Genomic DNA, 18074 nt, shown 5'->3' with positions numbered 1-18074 from the left:
TATTGTATAAGCACTCAAAAACCTTTATACTAGATTAACGTGCAATCCTTTTGTAAAAAACTATCAATATTTTTATAATAGAAACGGCGATGATCAGAATCGTTCTATAACGGGGCAGCCAAGACTACAGCGCGCTGTCAACAGAGCAAGAAAGGAGTCCTTTTGAATGAATGAGGAACAACGTAAACACAGTCAGCAAGTGGCTGAGAATAAAGATAAGAAGACAGAAAAAGACTTTTCGAAATACTTTCAAAGCGTCTATATTCCGCCTTCTTTAAAAGATGCAAAAAAACGCGGAAAAGAATCCGTTCAATATCATAATGATTTTAAGATCGATGAACAGTTCCGCGGATTGGGTGATAATAAAAAGTTCTATATCCGTACATACGGATGCCAGATGAACGAACATGACACGGAAGTCATGGCCGGGATCTTCATGGCACTCGGCTATGAAGCAACTGACAGCACGGATGATGCAGATGTTATTCTTTTGAATACGTGTGCTATCCGTGAAAATGCCGAAAATAAAGTATTTGGTGAACTTGGGCATTTGAAACACTTGAAGCGTGAAAAACCGGAGCTGCTTATTGGGGTTTGCGGATGTATGTCCCAAGAGGAATCAGTCGTTAACAAGATTCTCAAAACCTATCAGCAGGTAGACATGATTTTCGGAACACATAATATTCACCGTCTTCCTAAAATCCTTTCTGATGCATATATGTCAAAAGCGATGGTAGTTGAGGTATGGTCTAAAGAGGGAGACGTCATTGAGAACCTCCCGAAGGTCCGCCGTGGCAACATCAAGGCATGGGTGAACATTATGTATGGCTGTGACAAATTCTGTACGTACTGTATCGTTCCATATACACGAGGAAAAGAAAGAAGCAGAAGGCCTGAAGAAATCATCCAGGAGGTACGTCATCTGGCTGCACAGGGCTATCAGGAAATCACCCTTCTTGGACAGAATGTCAATGCCTATGGTAAAGACATAGAGGACCTTGAAAATTATGGTCTTGGAGATCTGATGGATGAATTACGGAAGATCGACATTCCAAGAATCAGATTTACGACAAGTCACCCGCGCGACTTTGATGATCATTTGATTGAGGTGCTTGCCAAGAAAGGCAACCTTGTCGAGCATATACATCTGCCTGTACAATCCGGGTCCTCAGCTGTATTGAAAATCATGGCTCGCAAATATACGCGTGAAAGATTCCTGGAGCTCGTCGGCAAAATCAAGGCGGCAATGCCCGATGTTGCATTGACGACAGACATTATTGTAGGGTATCCCAATGAAACGGAAGAGCAATTCGAAGAGACCCTTTCTTTATATAGAGAAGTCGGGTTTGAATCTGCATTTACGTACATTTATTCTCCAAGAGAGGGCACTCCGGCAGCCAAAATGAACGATAATGTTCCGATGGAAGTGAAAAAAGAGCGTCTGCAGCGACTGAATGCAGTGGTGAAAGAGTATTCCGCAGAAGCGCTTAATCAATATGAAGGCAAAATCGTTGAAGTGCTTGTAGAAGGAGAAAGCAAAAAGAATCCTGACATTCTTGCTGGATACACTCGTCGAAGCAAGCTTGTAAACTTTAAAGCTCCTAAAACGGCAATCGGTAAAATTGTAAAAGTAAAAATCACTGATACTAAGTCATGGTCACTCAATGGGGAAATGGTTGAAGAAGGCATGATCGGTACAGAATTTCAAGAAGCAGCAGAGGTGAAATAATATGGCAAAATATACTAAAGATGACATTATGGATAGAGCGGCAGAACTTGCAAACATGATCGCTGAGACGGAGGAAGTGGATTTCTTCAAGCGTGCTGAAGCGCAAATCCACGAGAACCAGAAAGTTCGTGAAATGATCGCAAGCATCAAGAGTTTGCAAAAACAAGCAGTCAATTTTCAGCACTATGGAAAGACAGAAGCATTGAAAATGGTTGAGGCGAAGATCGAAAAGCTCGAAGATGACATTGATGCAATTCCTGTTGTGCAGGAATTCAAGCAGTCACAAGTTGATGTGAATGATCTTCTTCAAATTGTTGCATCCACTATCTCAAACACAGTGACAGACCAGATCTTGACGTCTACAGGCGGAGATCTTTTAAGAGGAGAAACTGGATCTCAAGTGAAGAACTCCTCTCCTGGTAGCTGTTCTTAATAAAAACGGGCTGATTCTCACAAGTTGTGGGAGTCAGTTTTTTTATAAATTAAAAAGCGCTCTCTTCATGATATGAATCCTGAAGGGGGCGCCTTTTATGTTTAGTATTCATTTTGTTCAGCTTTTCCGTTCTAGTCATCGTTCTTCTTTCATGGGTGCTGAAGTCACTCGCAGTCCCTCTTTGAATAGTCACGTCTCTGCCTTTCGTCCGCAACAAATGGTCACGCTTTTTTCTAGCCATGCTCTTGGCCATAGAACTCACCTCTAACTCTTATTCCCTCATTGAGAGGGTAGTTCTATTAAAGCATGAATGTGCGCAAGTTGGAAGCCTTGCTTATTTTTCGAGCTCCAGAATAAGGAATAAAGGAATTTTTGTTCTCCTTTGGTACTCTTGCTCTTCAAGAAAGAATTCTTTTCTCGGCTCTGCTTCTTTTAAGTTAGTTATCTTAAAACCGGCAGCAAGTACCAATGAAATATATCCTTCAATTGTCCGGTGATACTTTACTACAGAATGATCCATCCAGGCTTCAACTCTTTTTCCAGTTTCGAAATAATTGTCTACAATCCAGTGGGTGCGTTTTTCTTTTCCGGAAAAATGATCGAATGTAGCCGTGATAACAGGATGCATGACAGAAAAGATAAATTTCCCTCCCGGCTTTAACGCAGTGTAAACCTTATGCATAAGTGGTTCCAGCTCTTCTATATAGTGCAAAACCATCCGGGAGAGGATTAGGTCGTATTCATTATCCTCTATTTGCAGCTCTTCCAGATTACTTAAAATAAAAGTGGCTTTATTTGAATTTGATTCTTCTTGTGCGTACTTGATCATGTTTGTTGAGCCGTCCACTCCAGTGTAATGATTGATTCCCATTTGAAGCAGCTCTGAACCAAAACCGCCATCACCGCATCCCAGGTCCAATATTTTTTTATTCCGTACATCCCCTAACAGTTCAAGGAGAGCAGGTTTTTCCATTGCGTTATTCGGACTTTCCTTACGCTGCCTCCTGTTCATGAAGCTCTCTAAAAATTCCTTCTGTTCATAGGCACTTGCTCCTTTATGAAACATATCCAAACCTCCCCGATAAATGATGTCTTTTTTCTTTTTACCATCATATTATATTACGGATAATGAATCCTTCATTTTATCTTTTTTCATCAGGATATTATCATTCCTTGTTTTTCACCGACCTTGTTTTTCACCGATTGGGAAATTGGGAACATTCACTATTTTTAAGCATACAATGAACTATCTCGAAACTAATTTGTCACCTATCTTAAAATACTCGCACAAACGTCTAGAGGCCCGCATAAGATGAATTGAAAATGAATGAGGAGGTACGCTCGAATGGCAGAATACAGAGAGATTATCACCAAAGCGGTCGTAGCGAAGGGACGTAAATTCACTCAATCCCATCATACGATCAACCCGCCGCACCATCCATCGAGCATTTTAGGCTGCTGGATCATAAATCACACGTATGAAGCACACAAAGTCGGCAAAAAAGTCGAAGTGTCAGGTTTCTACGAAATCAACGTCTGGTATTCACACGACGATAATCGCAAGACGTCGGTTGTAACAGAAAAAGTTGAATACTGTGATGTCATTAAGTTGAAATACCGTGATCCTGACTGCTTAGATGATAAAGAGGTAAATGCAATCGTCCTGCAGCAGCCTAATTGCGTGGAAGCGGTAATTTCACCAAACGGCAACAAGATCATCGTACATGTAGAGAGAGAATTCCAAGTGGAAGTCATAGGCGAGACAAAAGTTTGTGTCCTGGTAAACCCGGATGGCTGTGACGACGACTGGGATTGCGACTTCGATGATGACGATTTTGAAGAGCTCAACCCGGACTTCCTGGAAGGGCTTGACGAAGAATAACGGAGACTAGGAAGACGGCCTCTTCCTAGTTTTTTTATTGATTGAGGATGCGCTTAAATGGCGCGTCCTTTTGTTCGTTTAAAAATTTCTTTCAGGTGGATAATTTTGCTGGTAAAAGTAGTATGATAAAAGGGAGAGAAGAGGAGGATTAATTATGGGATTTGAAATTATTGGGCTAGATCATGTCCAGCTGGCGGCACCAGAGGGTTCAGAAGGAAAAGCAAGATATTTTTTCGGGGAGATTCTCGGCATGAAGGAAATCGAAAAGCCAGAGAAACTCAAAAGCGGAGGAGGCTGCTGGTTTCAATGCGGCAAACAGGAAGTACATATTGGAGTGGAGAATGAGTTCTCCCCTGCACTTAAAGCACACCCTGCAATAGTTGTGCACAATATTGATTCATTGATAAACAGGCTGGAAGAGTTTTCGATTGACGTTAAGGAAGACTTCAGAATCGAAGACAGGAAGCGAATTTTCATCAATGATCCGTTTGGAAACAGAGTAGAGTTTCTTCAGTATATTTAGCTATTTGGGTTTCACTTCTTTTTTTAGGAGTGGAACTTTTTTTTATTCTTACATATCTAATGCACGTTGGAGTAATGGCATCCTTATAAAGGTGTTATGTAGGGATTGATGACCTTTGGGCAGGGTTCGAAGGACATCAAAAAGCTTTGGGAGGGAAATGGTGTCCCTCGCTCAGGGTTCGAAGGACATCAAAAAGCTTTGGGAAGGAAATGATGTCCCTTGCTCAAGGAGCTGAGGACATCAAAAATCTTTGGAAGTGAAATGATGTCCCTCGGCCTCGGAGCGAAGGACATCAAAAGGGTATGCAGAACGAAATGGTGTCCCTTGCTTAATTAAAGACAGCTCGGCATCACACTCTCTGTTGATTTCCCCATCCATACCAATCCCTGCCTATTGCTTCAACCAATATAAAAATACAATCCTCTGTGATATAATTAGTGTTTGTAGATTACTAGATAAGATCGGAAAGGTTTGGTTGGCCAATGGCGACATACACTCCAATGATTATGCAATACTTAAAGGTAAAGGCAGAGTATCAAGATGCCTTTTTGTTTTTTCGTTTAGGCGATTTTTATGAAATGTTTTTTGATGATGCAATTAAAGCTTCACAGGAACTCGAGATTACATTAACCAGCCGTGACGGGGGAAGTACGGAGCGGATTCCGATGTGCGGAGTGCCGTACCATTCAGCACCCAATTATATTGAACAATTGATTGAAAAAGGATACAAGGTGGCAATATGTGAACAGACTGAAGACCCGAAACAGGCGAAAGGGGTCGTGAAGAGAGAAGTCGTTCAGCTTATTACTCCTGGTACGGTCATGGACGGGAAAGGGCTGCAGGATAAAGAGAATAATTATATAGCTTCTATCAGTCTATTTGATGACAATACCGCTGCTTTGGCATACAGTGACCTATCCACGGGAGAAACGAAAGTAACCCAACTGTCAGGCCGTTTTGATGATGCCATCAATGAATTGGCAACAATTGGGGCAAAAGAAGTTGTCATCCATTCCGAATTCGATGAAGAATTAAAAAAGAACATGTGTGACAGGACCGGGGTCACAGTTTCTTTTGAAAATGGAACAGAAGTCGATGGTAATTTCATAGCACTCATTGACGAGTTAAAACAGGACAAGCTGAAGAGTACCGTTTGCAGGCTGTTAAATTACTTATTCAGAACTCAGAAGAGAAGTCTGGATCACCTTCAAAAAGTGGAAACCTACCAAATACATCACTTTATGAAAATAGATTACTATTCTAAGCGCAACTTGGAATTGACTGAAACCATCCGTGCGAAGGGGAAGAAAGGTTCATTGCTCTGGCTTCTTGATGAAACGATGACGGCAATGGGTGCAAGAATGTTGAAACGCTGGATAGACCGCCCGCTCATTGACCAGGGGGAAATTGAGAAGAGACATAGCATGGTTGAACTTCTTCAGGAACGTTTTTTTGAGCGCGAAGATATCAGAGAGCTGCTTAAAGAGGTCTATGACTTGGAGCGCTTGGCTGGAAGGGTGGCATTCGGAAATGTAAATGCAAGGGATTTGATCCAATTGAGAAAATCTCTTGCCCAAGTACCGCTTCTCAAGAATATCATTGGAGAGCTGGGGCACGATATCGCGGATGAAATCATAAAAATGGTCGACCCATGTGATGAGGTGACGGACATGCTTCATGAATCACTTCATGAGCAGCCGCCGCTTTCAATCAAAGAAGGAAACATTATAAAGGACGGCTATAGCGAAGATCTGGACCAATACCGGGATGCAAGCAGAAACGGGAAGAAATGGATTGCCCAGCTTGAAAGAGAAGAGCGGGAAAGAACCGGAATCCGCTCCCTGAAAGTCGGTTATAACCGTGTCTTTGGTTACTATATCGAGGTAACAAAAGCCAACCTGGGCTCATTGGAAGAAGGACGCTATGAACGCAAACAGACTCTGACGAATGCTGAACGTTTCATCACTCCTGAGCTGAAAGAAAAGGAAGCTCTGATTTTGCAGGCAGATGAAAAAAGTATCGAGTTGGAGTATGAACTGTTCCTTAATATCCGGGAAACGGTAAAGCAATATATCCCGCGCTTGCAGAAGCTTGCAAAGATTGTAAGTGAAATCGATGTCCTGCAATGCTTTGCGACTGTGAGCGAAAAGAGGCATTACGTGAAACCTTCTTTCAACCGTGAAAGAAGGATCGCTATTAAGGATGGCCGCCACCCAGTCGTGGAGAAAGTGATGGATGCACAGGAATATGTGCCGAATGACTGCTACATGGATCAAGAGAGGGAAATATTGCTTGTAACAGGGCCGAATATGTCAGGTAAAAGTACGTATATGAGACAACTGGCTCTTACGGCTATACTTGCCCAAATCGGTTGTTATGTTCCTGCAAGAGAAGCGAACCTGCCGATTTTCGACCAGGTTTTTACACGAATCGGTGCAGCGGATGATCTGATCTCAGGCCAGAGTACCTTTATGGTCGAAATGCTTGAAGCCAAGAATGCCATCACCAATGCAACCCAGGACAGCTTGATTCTATTTGATGAAATCGGAAGAGGAACCAGTACCTATGACGGAATGGCTTTGGCGCAAGCGATCATTGAGTATATTCATGAAAAAATAAAAGCAAAAACATTATTCTCTACTCATTACCATGAATTGACCATTCTGGAACAAGAGCTGGACAACGTGAAGAATATTCATGTAAGTGCCATGGAGCATAATGGAAATCTTGTGTTCCTGCATAAAATCAAAGAAGGTGCAGCAGATAAGAGTTACGGAATCCATGTAGCTCAATTGGCTGAGCTCCCTGAAACCCTGATTGTCAGAGCCAATGAAATTTTGAAAAAGCTCGAGCAAAAGGCTGATACTACTATAGATAGCTACCAAGAAATAAAGCAAGTTACTGAGAAAGCACGCGAAGAGCAGCCTTCACAGCTTTCATTTTTCCAAGAAGAAAAAGAGGCATCGAAGGCTGAATGTGATTTAAACAGAAGAGAAAGAAAGCTTCTTGAAGAACTGAAATCATTCGATATCCTTGAAATGAATCCGTTACAGGCCATGAATGCGCTCTATGACTTGCAGAAGAAATTGAAAAAATAAGGAGGTGGGAATATGGGAAAGATTTTTCAGCTTGATGATGCATTGTCTAATAAAATTGCCGCCGGTGAGGTTGTGGAAAGACCCGCTTCCGTTGTAAAAGAACTTTTGGAAAACGCGATTGATGCAAATGGGGATGTAATCCAAATCCATGTTGAAGAAGCGGGGCTTGCCTCCATCAGGATCATAGACAACGGAGACGGAATTCTCGAAGAAGACGTTATTACTGCATTCAGCAGGCATGCAACCAGCAAAATCAAGGATGAAAATGATTTGTTCCGTATCCGCACCCTTGGTTTCAGGGGCGAAGCACTTCCGAGTATCGCTTCAGTTTCCCATCTGGAAATGCATACAAGCACTGGTGATGGTCCGGGAGTGAAAATCAAACTGCAGGGCGGCAATGTCATCTCCCGGGAGAAGTCCTCCAGCAGAAGAGGGACAGACATTACCGTTTCAAACCTTTTCTTTAACACACCTGCTCGATTGAAATACATGAAGACCATCCATACAGAGCTTGGCAACATAACCGATGTGACGAACAGGATTGCCCTTTCCCATCCGGAAGTATCAATCAAGCTGATCCATAACGGCAAAGCGCTGCTTCATACAAATGGAAATGGAGATGTCCGTCAGGTTCTGGCAGCTATATATGGCACCAACATTGCCAGAAAAATGGTGAGGATAGAAGCCTCTTCCTTGGATTTCTCTGTCAAAGGGTATATTTCCCTTCCGGAAATCACGAGGGCTTCCAGGAACTATATTTCTACCATGATCAATGGCAGATTTATCAAGAACTATGGCCTGGCAAAAGCAATTGGAGAAGGATATCATACGTTGCTGCCGATTGGAAGGTATCCAATCGTGCTGCTCTCAATCGAAATGGATCCTCTGCTGGTGGACGTCAATGTGCATCCTTCCAAAATGGAAGTGAGAATCAGTAAAGAACCTGAATTGTTTGAACTGGTATCCACTGCAATAAGAGATTCATTTAAAACGAGAGAACTGATTCCATCCGGGTATAAAGAACCTAAACAGATGAAACCCCAGTCAGAACAAACAACGTTGACACTAGACCACTTATCGGAGGAAAGACGTGCTCCGGCTAAGATTGAAAAACCATATCAACATGAACAAAGAGCAAATCTAAATCAGCCGCCAAGCACGTACCATCCTGAACAACTTCCACCAAAAGAGGTCATGGAATTGCTGTATAAACAGGAAGATGACCAATTGGAAGAAAATGAAATCTCCAAGATTCATGAGGAAACCCCGGAGGTAAAGCCTGTACCTCATCAATCCAGCCAAGAGGAACAACAGAAAGAATCCAGGGTTCCGCCCCTGTATCCGGTTGGACAAATGCATGGGACCTATATTTTTGCCCAAAATGAAAATGGTTTGTATATCGTCGACCAGCATGCTGCCCAGGAACGGATAAAATATGAATATTACAGGGAGAAAGTCGGAAGAGTCGAGAACGAACTGCAGGAAATGCTTGTTCCGATTACCCTGGAGTACTCTGCGGATGAATATATGAAAATAAATGAACATAAAGATGAGCTGGAAAAAGTCGGCGTCTTCCTGGAGGAATTCGGCCATAACAGCTTCATCATCCGATCACACCCTCAATGGCTGCCGTCAGGCCAGGAGGGAGAACTCATTGATGAAATGATAGAACAGCTCCTCAACATGAAAAAGGTCGATATTAAGAAACTTCGTGAAGAAGCCGCCATCATGATGAGCTGCAAAGCTTCCATAAAAGCAAACCAGTACTTGAGGAACGAAGAAATTGCTGCTTTGCTGGATGAACTCAGGCAGTCAGAAGATCCGTTCACATGCCCGCACGGCCGTCCCATCATCATTCACTATTCTGTGTATGAAATGGAGAAAATGTTCAAGAGGATCATGTAGAAGAAAAATGCGCTTATACATATAGATGTGTATAGGCCTTTTTACATATCGACCTCCAAACAAAGTAAGAACCAACCCATCAAACAGGGAACTATCGAAGCTGTTCAACCACGAAAAAGGGAATTGACAACGTTTCCATTTTCTATTAATCTAAAATTAAGTTAATAATTCGTAAAGAAACAAGAAGAGGCTCACACAGGTTATCGCACGCGATAGTTGTGTGAGTTTTTCTGCTTTTTTCAGTGACTATTTGAAAAGGAGTGGGGAGAATGGAAAAATACATATTATCATTAGACCAGGGTACGACAAGCTCGAGAGCAATCCTTTTTAACAAAGAAGGAGAAATTATTCATACTGCACAAAAAGAATTCACACAGCATTTCCCGAAACCGGGCTGGGTGGAGCATAATCCTAATGAAATCTGGGGTTCGATTCTGTCTGTCATAGCAGCGGTACTTTCTGAGTCATCCGTGAAGCCGGAGACTATAGCTGCGATCGGCATCACCAACCAGCGTGAAACGACAGTAGTTTGGAATAAACATACGGGTGAGCCTGTCTATAACGCCATTGTGTGGCAGTCTCGCCAGACTTCCAGTATTTGCGATGATTTAAAGGAGAAGGGCATGGAAGATACCTTCCGTAAAAAAACAGGGCTATTGATTGATGCCTATTTTTCCGGGACAAAAGTCAAATGGATCCTGAATAATGTGGAGGGAGCGAGGTCAAAAGCTGAAAAAGGAGACCTTCTCTTCGGTACAATTGATACCTGGCTGATATGGAAACTCACAGGAGGGAAATCACATGTAACGGATTATTCCAATGCATCCCGAACCTTGATGTACAATATCTATGACTTAAAATGGGATGAGAAGCTTCTGGAAATTTTAGGGGTGCCGGATAGCATGCTTCCAGAGGTCAAACCATCTTCGGAAATTTACGGTAAGACAGTTCCTTATCATTTTTTTGGGAAGGAAGTACCGATAGCTGGTGTAGCAGGAGATCAACAGGCGGCATTATTCGGTCAGGCTTGTTACACTGAAGGAATGGCAAAAAACACTTATGGAACAGGCTGTTTCATGCTGATGAACACAGGCGAAAAGGCCGTCAAGTCAGATCACGGATTGCTGACAACGATTGCCTGGGGTCTAAATGGCAAAGTTGAGTATGCACTTGAAGGCAGTATTTTTGTTGCAGGATCTGCCATCCAGTGGCTTCGTGATGGATTGCGGATGATCAATGACGCGAGTGAGACTGAGAGCTATGCCGAAAAAACAGATGGAAACGATGGCGTATATGTGGTGCCTGCGTTTGTCGGACTTGGGACCCCATATTGGGACAGTGATGTTCGCGGAGCAGTCTTTGGATTAACACGCGGAACTTCAAAGGAACACTTTATCCGTGCGGTTCTTGAATCTCTGGCCTATCAAACGAAAGATGTTCTTGATGCCATGGAAGCAGACTCTGGAATAGGGCTTAAAGCGCTCCGAGTCGATGGGGGAGCAGTCAGGAACAACTTTTTAATGCAATTTCAGAGTGATATTTTAAATGCTGCTGTAGAAAGGCCGGTGGTGAACGAAACAACCGCTCTTGGGGCAGCATACCTTGCCGGCCTTGCTGTTGGGTACTGGAAGGATATAAGTGAAATTACCGCTCAATGGAATTTGGATCAAAAATTTGAACCGTCCATGGGAAAAGAGGAAATTGATAAGTATTACGGCGGCTGGAAAAAGGCAGTGAATGCTGCAATGGCTTTTAAATAAGCTGAAATATTTCAAAAATTAGAATGTTATGCTAACATAAACATAAATTAATAATTGGTTAGAGAATCTAGAGAGTCCTGACAACATTATGCTTTCTCCATAATGTCAGGTCTCTCTTTTATATTTTTTCGCTCAAGGGCTAAGCGGGGCGCTTGCGCTTTTTTATTGGCATACTTCAGAAGCGGGGGAATAAGGCATGGGTTTTTCAAGCTTGCAAAGAAGCAATATGAAAGAAAAGTTAAAACACTGTCATTATGATCTCATAATTATCGGCGGCGGTATAACGGGAGCGGGGATTGCCCTTGATGCCGCATCCCGTGGAATGAAAGTCGCTCTGTTGGAAATGCAGGACTTCGCTGCAGGTACTTCGAGCCGTTCAACTAAGCTGGTACATGGTGGCTTGCGTTATTTAAAACAATTTGAAGTTAAAATGGTTGCTGAAGTCGGAAGGGAAAGAGAAATTGTATATGAAAACGGGCCTCACGTGACTACTCCGGAATGGATGCTGCTGCCGATTCACAAAGGAGGTTCCTTTGGTAAATTCAGTACATCAGTTGGCCTGAGGATATATGATTACCTGGCCGGTGTAAAAAAGAAGGAAAGGAGAAAAATGCTATCTGCCTCCAAGACGGTGGAAAAGGAACCATTACTCAAAAGGAAAGGGTTAAGAGGCGGGGGCTATTATGTCGAGTACAGAACCGATGATGCACGTTTGACTATAGAAGTTTTGAAAAAGGCAGTTGAACTAGGAGCGGTTGCCTTGAATTATATGAAAGCTGAACAATTTATTTATAAGGGTAAAAAAGTAAAAGGGGTCCAGGCAAAAGATGTGTTGACAGGAGGCACTTTTGAAATTCATTCAGAAAAGGTGGTCAATGCATCTGGTCCATGGGTTGATGAAGTGAGGAAAAAAGATTACTCCATTAATAATAAAAAACTACGCCATACAAAGGGTGTTCACATTGTGGTGGATCAGTCGAAATTCCCGTTGAAACAAGCGGTTTATTTCGATACCCCCGATGGCAGGATGATTTTCGCTATACCAAGGGAAGGAAAAGCTTATGTAGGAACAACAGATACCTTTTTTGAAGGGGACACAGCAAGTCCGAAGATGTCCGATGAAGACCGTAATTATTTGCTGAGTTCAATACACTATATGTTTCCTGAAGTGAAGGTAAAAGAGACTGATGTTGAATCGAGCTGGGCTGGGATCCGGCCGTTGATCTACGAAGAAGGAAAAGATCCCTCTGAAATTTCGAGGAAAGATGAAGTATGGGAAGGGGACAGCGGACTGGTCACCATTGCCGGCGGGAAATTGACAGGATACCGCAAAATGGCGGAGCAGGTGGTTGATTTGATCGCAAAAAGATTAAAGCAAGAAACCAAGAGAAGCTTCCCTGAATCAAGAACAAAGCATCTTCCTTTATCCGGAGGTGATGTTGGCGGATCTGCGGGGTTTCAGTCCTTTAAAAAAGAGAAATCACTTCAAGCGGAACAATTTGGATTGAGTGTACAATCAGGATGTGAGCTGGTTCAGCAATACGGATCGAATATAGAAGAACTATATAAAATTGCGCATGCCTATAAAAAAACCTCACCCCAGCCGGAAAGGAAACTGCCCCCAAAAATTTATGCCATGCTGCTGTATTCAATAAATGAAGAAATGACAGTGACCCCTTTAGATTTCTTTATGAGGAGATCCGGCAGGCTATTCTTTGATATTGACTGGGTAAAGAATTGGAAAAAGGAGGTCGTTGATATGATGGAAATCCTGCTGGACTGGGATGCCGAAATAAAAAGTCGATATATTCTCGAGCTTGATGAAGCGATTAAAGTTGCAGAGGGACTCTAAAGGCCATATAAAAAAGAAGAGGCTGGGACATAAGTTGAAAAATAAATTGATTCAAGTAGGGATACCTAAAGTAAAGCCGCATGAGATCAAGGTTTATATTCTTGACTTCATGCGGATGATTCATTTTATTAAGGTTTTGTTCCAGCCTCTTCTTGATAATCATCCATTGGAAGTCCTGTAGTTCTTTCCTTCATCCGGTTTTTTGAAATTGTTTTCCCAAATTTTCTTTACGGGTTTTGGCAGCTGTTTGACAGCACCGACTGTATATTGGATATTATCTTTCTTTTCATCGATATCAGCCTTGATTTCCTGGCTGTGTTCAGAAAGTTCATTCGTTTCCTCCTGCAGATTCTGGGCTTTTTGTTGTAAATTCCCCACTGTTTCATTCAGGTGGTTGATCGTGGGTTTGGTTTCTTTCATGAATTTAACGCCTTTATATCCGAGGTAGGCGATGGAAAGAACAAATAGCGCTATGCTTAAGTAAACAATGATCATGATAGAAAGACCTCCTATGTTACTTCATTTTTTCAAGAAAGCGAAACATTCTTTCTTGTTATTTACCCCTATTTTGGCTTATAAAACAGTGAAAATAAGACAGGGAATCAAAGGAAAAGAGGATTGCCATCCCATACGCAATGAGCTATAATAAAATCAAATTTTTTTTAATATTATGTGATGAAGAAGAAGAGTAGACATGGAGAAGACTTAAGAGAGCTGATGGCTGGTGGGAATCAGTGTTGGATCATGTTGAATGGGCTTTGGAGCATCCAGGCTGAATGAATAGGCCGGCGGAGAGTTCTACCGATAAAAGGAATATTAGAGCATATTTTAAAGCTCTATTTAAAGATTGCCCTTCAAAAAGGGTAAATGAAGGTGGCACCGCGGGGTTTCTCGTCCTTTTTGGATGAGAGGCCCCTTTTTATATTTTAGGGGGAATCAAAATGGAAAGACCGACAGTATTAACAGGGATTAAGCCGACAGGGCATCCGCATCTCGGAAATTATATCGGCGCAATAAAGCCTGCGCTGGATATGGCGAAGGATAGTGGTTCACAAGGAATTTACTTCATTGCCGATTACCATGCATTGAATTCAGTACAGGACCGCAAAAAGTTTAAAGAATTCACTTACGAAATTGCGGCAGCATGGCTTGCACTTGGACTGGATCCTGACAAGGTTATTTTTTATAAGCAATCCGACGTGCCGGAGATTCTTGAACTTCATTGGATTTTGTCCTGTATGACACCAAAAGGGCTGATGAACAGGGCGCATGCCTATAAAGCGAAAGTGGAGGAGAACAACCTGGAAGGAAATGATTCTGATGCGGGTGTGAATATGGGACTATTTACGTATCCGATATTGATGGCAGCAGATATCTTGCTTTTTAACTCGGATAAGGTACCCGTTGGAAAGGACCAGGTTCAGCATGTAGAGATCGCGAGAGACATTGCCGAGAACTTCAATCGCACTTTTGGGCAAGGCATCAAACTTCCTGAGTATGTAATAGAGGAAGAAACAGCTGTCATACCTGGTCTCGATGGAAGAAAAATGAGCAAAAGCTACGGGAATACCATCCCGCTTTTTTCAGAAGAAAAGGCACTGAAAAAGTTGATTAATAAGATTGTAACGGATTCTACTCCTCCAGAGGCGCCCAAGGAAGTTAAGGGTTCATCCTTATACACCCTCTATAAAGAATTCGCTTCAGCCTCCGAAACTGCGTTGCTGAAGGAAAAATACGGGAACGGAATCGGTTGGGGGCAAGTGAAAAAAGAAGTGTTTGAAGTTGTGAACAGGGAGCTGAGTGAGCCGCGTCGAAAATACTATGAGTATCTGAACAATAAAGATGAACTGGATGAGATCCTTGAAAAAGGGGCAGATGAGGCAAGAAGGATGGCGTCTGCACAGCTTAAGAAAATAAAAGATATGATCGGCTGCTGATTCGGGAGGGATTTTTATGAAACTGGAATTTTTCAATGAGAATCACCAAGAAGATCTGAATGCCTTTTCGCTTGTAGAGGAACAGCATCAGTTCACTGCTTTACCTTCAGAAGCGTTGGAAATTAAAGACGAGAACAGGTTCCCGATTGTCATGTCTGATCAAGGTAAAGCAGTTGGATTTTTTGTTCTTCATAAAGGGGAAGCGATAAAAGAGTATACAGCCAATTCAAATGCTTTGCTGCTAAGGGCTTTTTCTGTGAATCGAATCCATCAGGGAAAAGGATTCGCGAAGGAAGCCATGATACTGCTTCCTTCGTTTACCTTTATGCATTTTCCTGATACAGATGAAATCGTCCTAGCTGTAAACGAAAAAAATTTGTCAGCCAGGTCTCTCTATTTGAAATCAGGGTTTGAAGACCATGGAAAGAAACTAATGGGAAGAAAAGGCTGGCAGTCCATTCTTTGTTACAAGCTGAAAACGAAGAGGTAGAAGCAAAATCGCTTCTACCTCTTCTTATTAGCCATCGATTCTTCTGCCAGCTTGATCATTTCCCTTACCATGCTCCCGCCGATTTTCCCTCCGACTTTTCCTGCTTCCCGCGAACTTAACTCGCCATTATAACCTTTGTTAAAAGGGATACCCTGCTCTGTTGCTGCCTCATATTTTACCTCAGCTGTATCTTTTTGTTGAAATAAATCAGCCTTCATTTTATTCAACCCGCTGCGAGATTCAGGTACGAGAAGCTTATTTTTGCTCATAATAGTCATCCTCTCCTTTATAAACTATTATGGGAAAGAAAGAAAAATATATTAAAAAAATATTGTAATTTATCTTATATAGTGTAAAATTACACTAAGAAAACAAAGGGAAATTTGGTAAATATGAGGTGCTGAAAATGAGCAAGTTAAGCGTTCAATTAAGGGGATCCACGAAAATTTGGCTGCTTATCATTTTTTTATTTGTGTATGGGTTTGTTTTTTCTATGGTTGCCTACAAAAAAGAGCCGGTGGAGGCTGATATGGTAAGTGATATTGGCGGCTTGATGCCCACAAAAATAGAACAGGTGAAGAAGGGAGAAGAAGAGCTGCAGATAGTGAAAACGGTAAATGATGCTGTAGAAGAAAACTTGAAAGTGTCGATAGCTGGGAAAATGCATAGCCAGGGAGGCCACACCTATTATCCGGGCAGTGTGGTACTCGATATGACCAGTTTCAACAAAGTTTTGGACCTGGATGTTGATAAGAAGACGATTCGTGTTCAAAGTGGTGCTACTTGGAATGATATTCAGGAAGCAGCGAACCCGCACGGACTTTCGGTAAAAGTGATGCAGTCCCAAAATATTTTTACCATAGGCGGATCCCTGTCTGTTAATGTCCATGGCAGGGATATCAGGCATGGTGCATTGATCGAAACTGTGAATTCTTTTCGATTATTGAAGCATGATGGGGAGATCATAAATGTTTCCAGGATAGAGAATGAAGAGTACTTCCCCCTGGTGATCGGCGGTTATGGGCTATTAGGTGTCATTTTGGATGTAGAACTTCAGCTGACAAATGATGAGCTTTATGAAATGAAAACAACGAAGCTGCCGTATGATCAATACAGTGAATTTTTTCAACAGGAGGTAAAGGGTAATCCTGAAGTAAAGATGCATCTGGCGAGAATATCCACTGCACCTGATACTTTTTTGGAGGACATGTATGTAACAGACTATGTCAGTGCCGGACAGCAGAAGTTAATGAATGAATACAAAGAATTAAAGGGTGAAGAAGGAACGTTTATATCGAAATTCATGCTGGGTATTTCCAGAAAGTTTGATTGGGGAAAGGACGTCTTTTGGGAGATGCAGAAGACCTACTTTGCAGGCAAAGATGGCGATCTCGTTACCAGAAATAATGCAATGAGGTCTGAATCTGAATTCATGGAATATGAAGGCGCCAGTGATACGGACATTTTGCAGGAGTATTTTATACCTGTAAATAAGTTCACTGCCTATATAGATGATTTAAGAGAGGTCCTGGATAAAGAAGAACTCAACTTGATCAATATCACCATTCGTTATGTTGATGAAAATGAAGATGCGGTATTGTCATACTCCAAAGAAGATATGTTTGCTCTGGTCCTCCTTATCAATCAGGAAAAATCAAAGGAAGGCATAGCTGATACAGAAAGGATTATCCGGAAGATGGTTGATGTGACATTGGAACACCGGGGAAGCTACTACCTGCCTTATTATTCATACCCTTCAAAGGAACAAATGAGAAAAGCCTATCCAAAGACAAATACATTCTTTGAGAGTAAAAGAAAACTCGATCCACAGGAAGTTTTCATGAATCAATTTTATGAGGTGTATGGAGAATGAGATACTTTATCCTGTCACAAAGTTTTGCAATGATGGCCAGTTCGATTTCTTTTCCTTTTTACCTGTTGTTCATCAAAAATATCGGCTCAAACTACACGAGCTTCGGTTTTGCTTATGGGTTGTTCACATTAAGTTCTGCTCTTTTTCACCGGTGGATAGGAACAGCTTCGGATAAAATAGGGAGCCGCAATTTGCTTATTGGGTATGCATGGGGAATGGCATTCATATTCTTATTGATCCCTGAAGTTGATACTTTAACTGGTGTGTATATGCTCCAAGTAATTTTGGGGTTCTTGGGAGCTGTTCAAAAAACATGTGAAAAGACAATGGCTGGTGAGGTGTTCCATGGAAAAGGAGCCGGAAAGAAAATCGGCAAATATCATTTCTGGACGTCTCTTTTTGCCTCATTTGCCGTATTTGCAACAGGGGTTCTGATTGACTTCTTTACGATTTCATTCATCTTCTATATTGGATCGATTTTATTTGCAGGAAGCGGCATATCATTGCTTTTCTTTAACAATCGAGAAGGTGAAAATCCATTAAGGGATGACACTCCCGCATGAGAATTTCATAAGGCAGTAGTTTGTGAATG

Annotated in this window: 16 protein-coding genes and 1 other annotated feature; of the genes, 13 read left to right on the top strand and 3 right to left on the bottom strand. The window is 42.0% G+C overall.

The window, feature by feature from the left end:
- Nucleotides 1-166: 166 nt before the first annotated feature.
- Both miaB and M1E09_RS13990 read left to right on the top strand, forming a co-directional pair.
- The gene (gene miaB / locus M1E09_RS13995; protein ID WP_456271476.1) at nt 167-1729 is read left to right on the top strand and encodes a tRNA (N6-isopentenyl adenosine(37)-C2)-methylthiotransferase MiaB; all 1563 of its coding nucleotides are present in this window, start codon (nt 167-169) and stop codon (nt 1727-1729) included.
- A gap of 1 nt (nt 1730) precedes the next feature.
- Nucleotides 1731-2162, top strand: a complete 432-nt coding sequence (locus M1E09_RS13990; protein WP_456271475.1) for a RicAFT regulatory complex protein RicA family protein — start codon at nt 1731-1733, stop codon at nt 2160-2162.
- Between the two features lie 334 nt (nt 2163-2496).
- On the opposite strand, the gene M1E09_RS13985 is transcribed toward M1E09_RS13990, so the two are convergent.
- Complete coding sequence (locus tag M1E09_RS13985) at nt 2497-3228, bottom strand: class I SAM-dependent DNA methyltransferase (RefSeq protein WP_456271474.1); 732 nt, start codon at nt 3226-3228, stop codon at nt 2497-2499.
- 279 nt (nt 3229-3507) lie between these two features.
- On the opposite strand from M1E09_RS13985, the gene cotE reads away from it, so the two are divergent.
- The 7 genes from cotE to M1E09_RS13950 all read left to right on the top strand — a co-directional run bounded on the left by cotE (nt 3508) and on the right by M1E09_RS13950 (nt 13363).
- Nucleotides 3508-4044, top strand: a complete 537-nt coding sequence (gene cotE / locus M1E09_RS13980) for an outer spore coat protein CotE (RefSeq protein WP_456271473.1) — start codon at nt 3508-3510, stop codon at nt 4042-4044.
- A gap of 154 nt (nt 4045-4198) precedes the next feature.
- Nucleotides 4199-4567, top strand: a complete 369-nt coding sequence (locus M1E09_RS13975) for a VOC family protein (protein ID WP_456271472.1) — start codon at nt 4199-4201, stop codon at nt 4565-4567.
- Between the two features lie 482 nt (nt 4568-5049).
- Nucleotides 5050-7665, top strand: coding sequence for a DNA mismatch repair protein MutS (gene mutS / locus M1E09_RS13970; RefSeq protein ID WP_456271471.1), 2616 nt, complete (start codon nt 5050-5052; stop codon nt 7663-7665).
- A gap of 12 nt (nt 7666-7677) precedes the next feature.
- A complete protein-coding gene (mutL, locus tag M1E09_RS13965; protein ID WP_456271470.1) occupies nt 7678-9570 on the top strand; it encodes a DNA mismatch repair endonuclease MutL in 1893 nt (630 codons plus the stop codon).
- Nucleotides 9571-9839: 269 nt separating this feature from the next.
- Nucleotides 9840-11330, top strand: coding sequence for a glycerol kinase GlpK (gene glpK / locus M1E09_RS13960; RefSeq protein WP_456271469.1), 1491 nt, complete (start codon nt 9840-9842; stop codon nt 11328-11330).
- Nucleotides 11331-11526: 196 nt separating this feature from the next.
- A complete protein-coding gene (locus M1E09_RS13955; RefSeq protein ID WP_456271468.1) occupies nt 11527-13182 on the top strand; it encodes a glycerol-3-phosphate dehydrogenase/oxidase in 1656 nt (551 codons plus the stop codon).
- A 34-nt stretch (nt 13183-13216) separates the two neighbouring features.
- On the top strand, nt 13217-13363 hold the full coding sequence (locus tag M1E09_RS13950; protein ID WP_456271467.1) for a hypothetical protein: 147 nt from the start codon (nt 13217-13219) through the stop codon (nt 13361-13363).
- On the opposite strand, the gene M1E09_RS13945 is transcribed toward M1E09_RS13950, so the two are convergent.
- Nucleotides 13342-13677, bottom strand: a complete 336-nt coding sequence (locus M1E09_RS13945; RefSeq protein WP_456271466.1) for a DUF948 domain-containing protein — start codon at nt 13675-13677, stop codon at nt 13342-13344. The genes M1E09_RS13950 and M1E09_RS13945 overlap by 22 nt on opposite strands.
- Nucleotides 13678-13848: 171 nt before the next feature.
- Nucleotides 13849-14084, top strand: a binding site (T-box leader).
- A gap of 39 nt (nt 14085-14123) precedes the next feature.
- Here M1E09_RS13945 and M1E09_RS13940 point away from each other — a divergent pair.
- Nucleotides 14124-15119: a tryptophan--tRNA ligase gene (locus M1E09_RS13940; RefSeq protein WP_456271465.1), complete on the top strand. Its 996-nt coding sequence runs from the start codon at nt 14124-14126 to the stop codon at nt 15117-15119.
- Between the two features lie 16 nt (nt 15120-15135).
- The gene (locus M1E09_RS13935; RefSeq protein WP_456271464.1) at nt 15136-15609 is read left to right on the top strand and encodes a GNAT family N-acetyltransferase; all 474 of its coding nucleotides are present in this window, start codon (nt 15136-15138) and stop codon (nt 15607-15609) included.
- A gap of 14 nt (nt 15610-15623) precedes the next feature.
- Here the strand turns inward: M1E09_RS13935 and M1E09_RS13930 are convergent, their stop codons facing one another.
- Nucleotides 15624-15878, bottom strand: coding sequence for a small, acid-soluble spore protein, alpha/beta type (locus M1E09_RS13930; RefSeq protein ID WP_456271463.1), 255 nt, complete (start codon nt 15876-15878; stop codon nt 15624-15626).
- A gap of 224 nt (nt 15879-16102) precedes the next feature.
- Between M1E09_RS13930 and M1E09_RS13925 the strand changes: the two genes are divergently transcribed.
- A complete protein-coding gene (locus tag M1E09_RS13925) occupies nt 16103-17482 on the top strand; it encodes an FAD-binding oxidoreductase (protein WP_456274991.1) in 1380 nt (459 codons plus the stop codon).
- Nucleotides 17479-18045 (top strand): MFS transporter, encoded by a 567-nt coding sequence (locus M1E09_RS13920; protein WP_456271462.1) that lies wholly within the window; start codon nt 17479-17481, stop codon nt 18043-18045. The genes M1E09_RS13925 and M1E09_RS13920 overlap by 4 nt, the downstream gene beginning before the upstream one ends.
- Nucleotides 18046-18074 lie beyond the last annotated feature (29 nt).

It is taken from the genome of Bacillus sp. AK031 (assembly GCF_053903065.1).
This window is presented reverse-complemented; position numbering and strand designations above follow the sequence as displayed.

Coding starts and splice junctions, on each gene's coding strand:
- M1E09_RS13990 (WP_456271475.1), top strand. CDS start 1,731: ATGGCAAAATATACTAAAGATGACATTATGGATAGAGCGGCAGAACTT.
- M1E09_RS13935 (WP_456271464.1), top strand. CDS start 15,136: ATGAAACTGGAATTTTTCAATGAGAATCACCAAGAAGATCTGAATGCC.
- M1E09_RS13920 (WP_456271462.1), top strand. CDS start 17,479: ATGAGATACTTTATCCTGTCACAAAGTTTTGCAATGATGGCCAGTTCG.
- cotE (WP_456271473.1), top strand. CDS start 3,508: ATGGCAGAATACAGAGAGATTATCACCAAAGCGGTCGTAGCGAAGGGA.
- M1E09_RS13930 (WP_456271463.1), bottom strand. CDS start 15,878: ATGAGCAAAAATAAGCTTCTCGTACCTGAATCTCGCAGCGGGTTGAAT.
- glpK (WP_456271469.1), top strand. CDS start 9,840: ATGGAAAAATACATATTATCATTAGACCAGGGTACGACAAGCTCGAGA.
- mutS (WP_456271471.1), top strand. CDS start 5,050: ATGGCGACATACACTCCAATGATTATGCAATACTTAAAGGTAAAGGCA.
- M1E09_RS13985 (WP_456271474.1), bottom strand. CDS start 3,228: ATGTTTCATAAAGGAGCAAGTGCCTATGAACAGAAGGAATTTTTAGAG.
- M1E09_RS13975 (WP_456271472.1), top strand. CDS start 4,199: ATGGGATTTGAAATTATTGGGCTAGATCATGTCCAGCTGGCGGCACCA.
- M1E09_RS13940 (WP_456271465.1), top strand. CDS start 14,124: ATGGAAAGACCGACAGTATTAACAGGGATTAAGCCGACAGGGCATCCG.
- miaB (WP_456271476.1), top strand. CDS start 167: ATGAATGAGGAACAACGTAAACACAGTCAGCAAGTGGCTGAGAATAAA.
- M1E09_RS13955 (WP_456271468.1), top strand. CDS start 11,527: ATGGGTTTTTCAAGCTTGCAAAGAAGCAATATGAAAGAAAAGTTAAAA.
- M1E09_RS13925 (WP_456274991.1), top strand. CDS start 16,103: ATGGTTGCCTACAAAAAAGAGCCGGTGGAGGCTGATATGGTAAGTGAT.
- M1E09_RS13945 (WP_456271466.1), bottom strand. CDS start 13,677: ATGATCATTGTTTACTTAAGCATAGCGCTATTTGTTCTTTCCATCGCC.
- mutL (WP_456271470.1), top strand. CDS start 7,678: ATGGGAAAGATTTTTCAGCTTGATGATGCATTGTCTAATAAAATTGCC.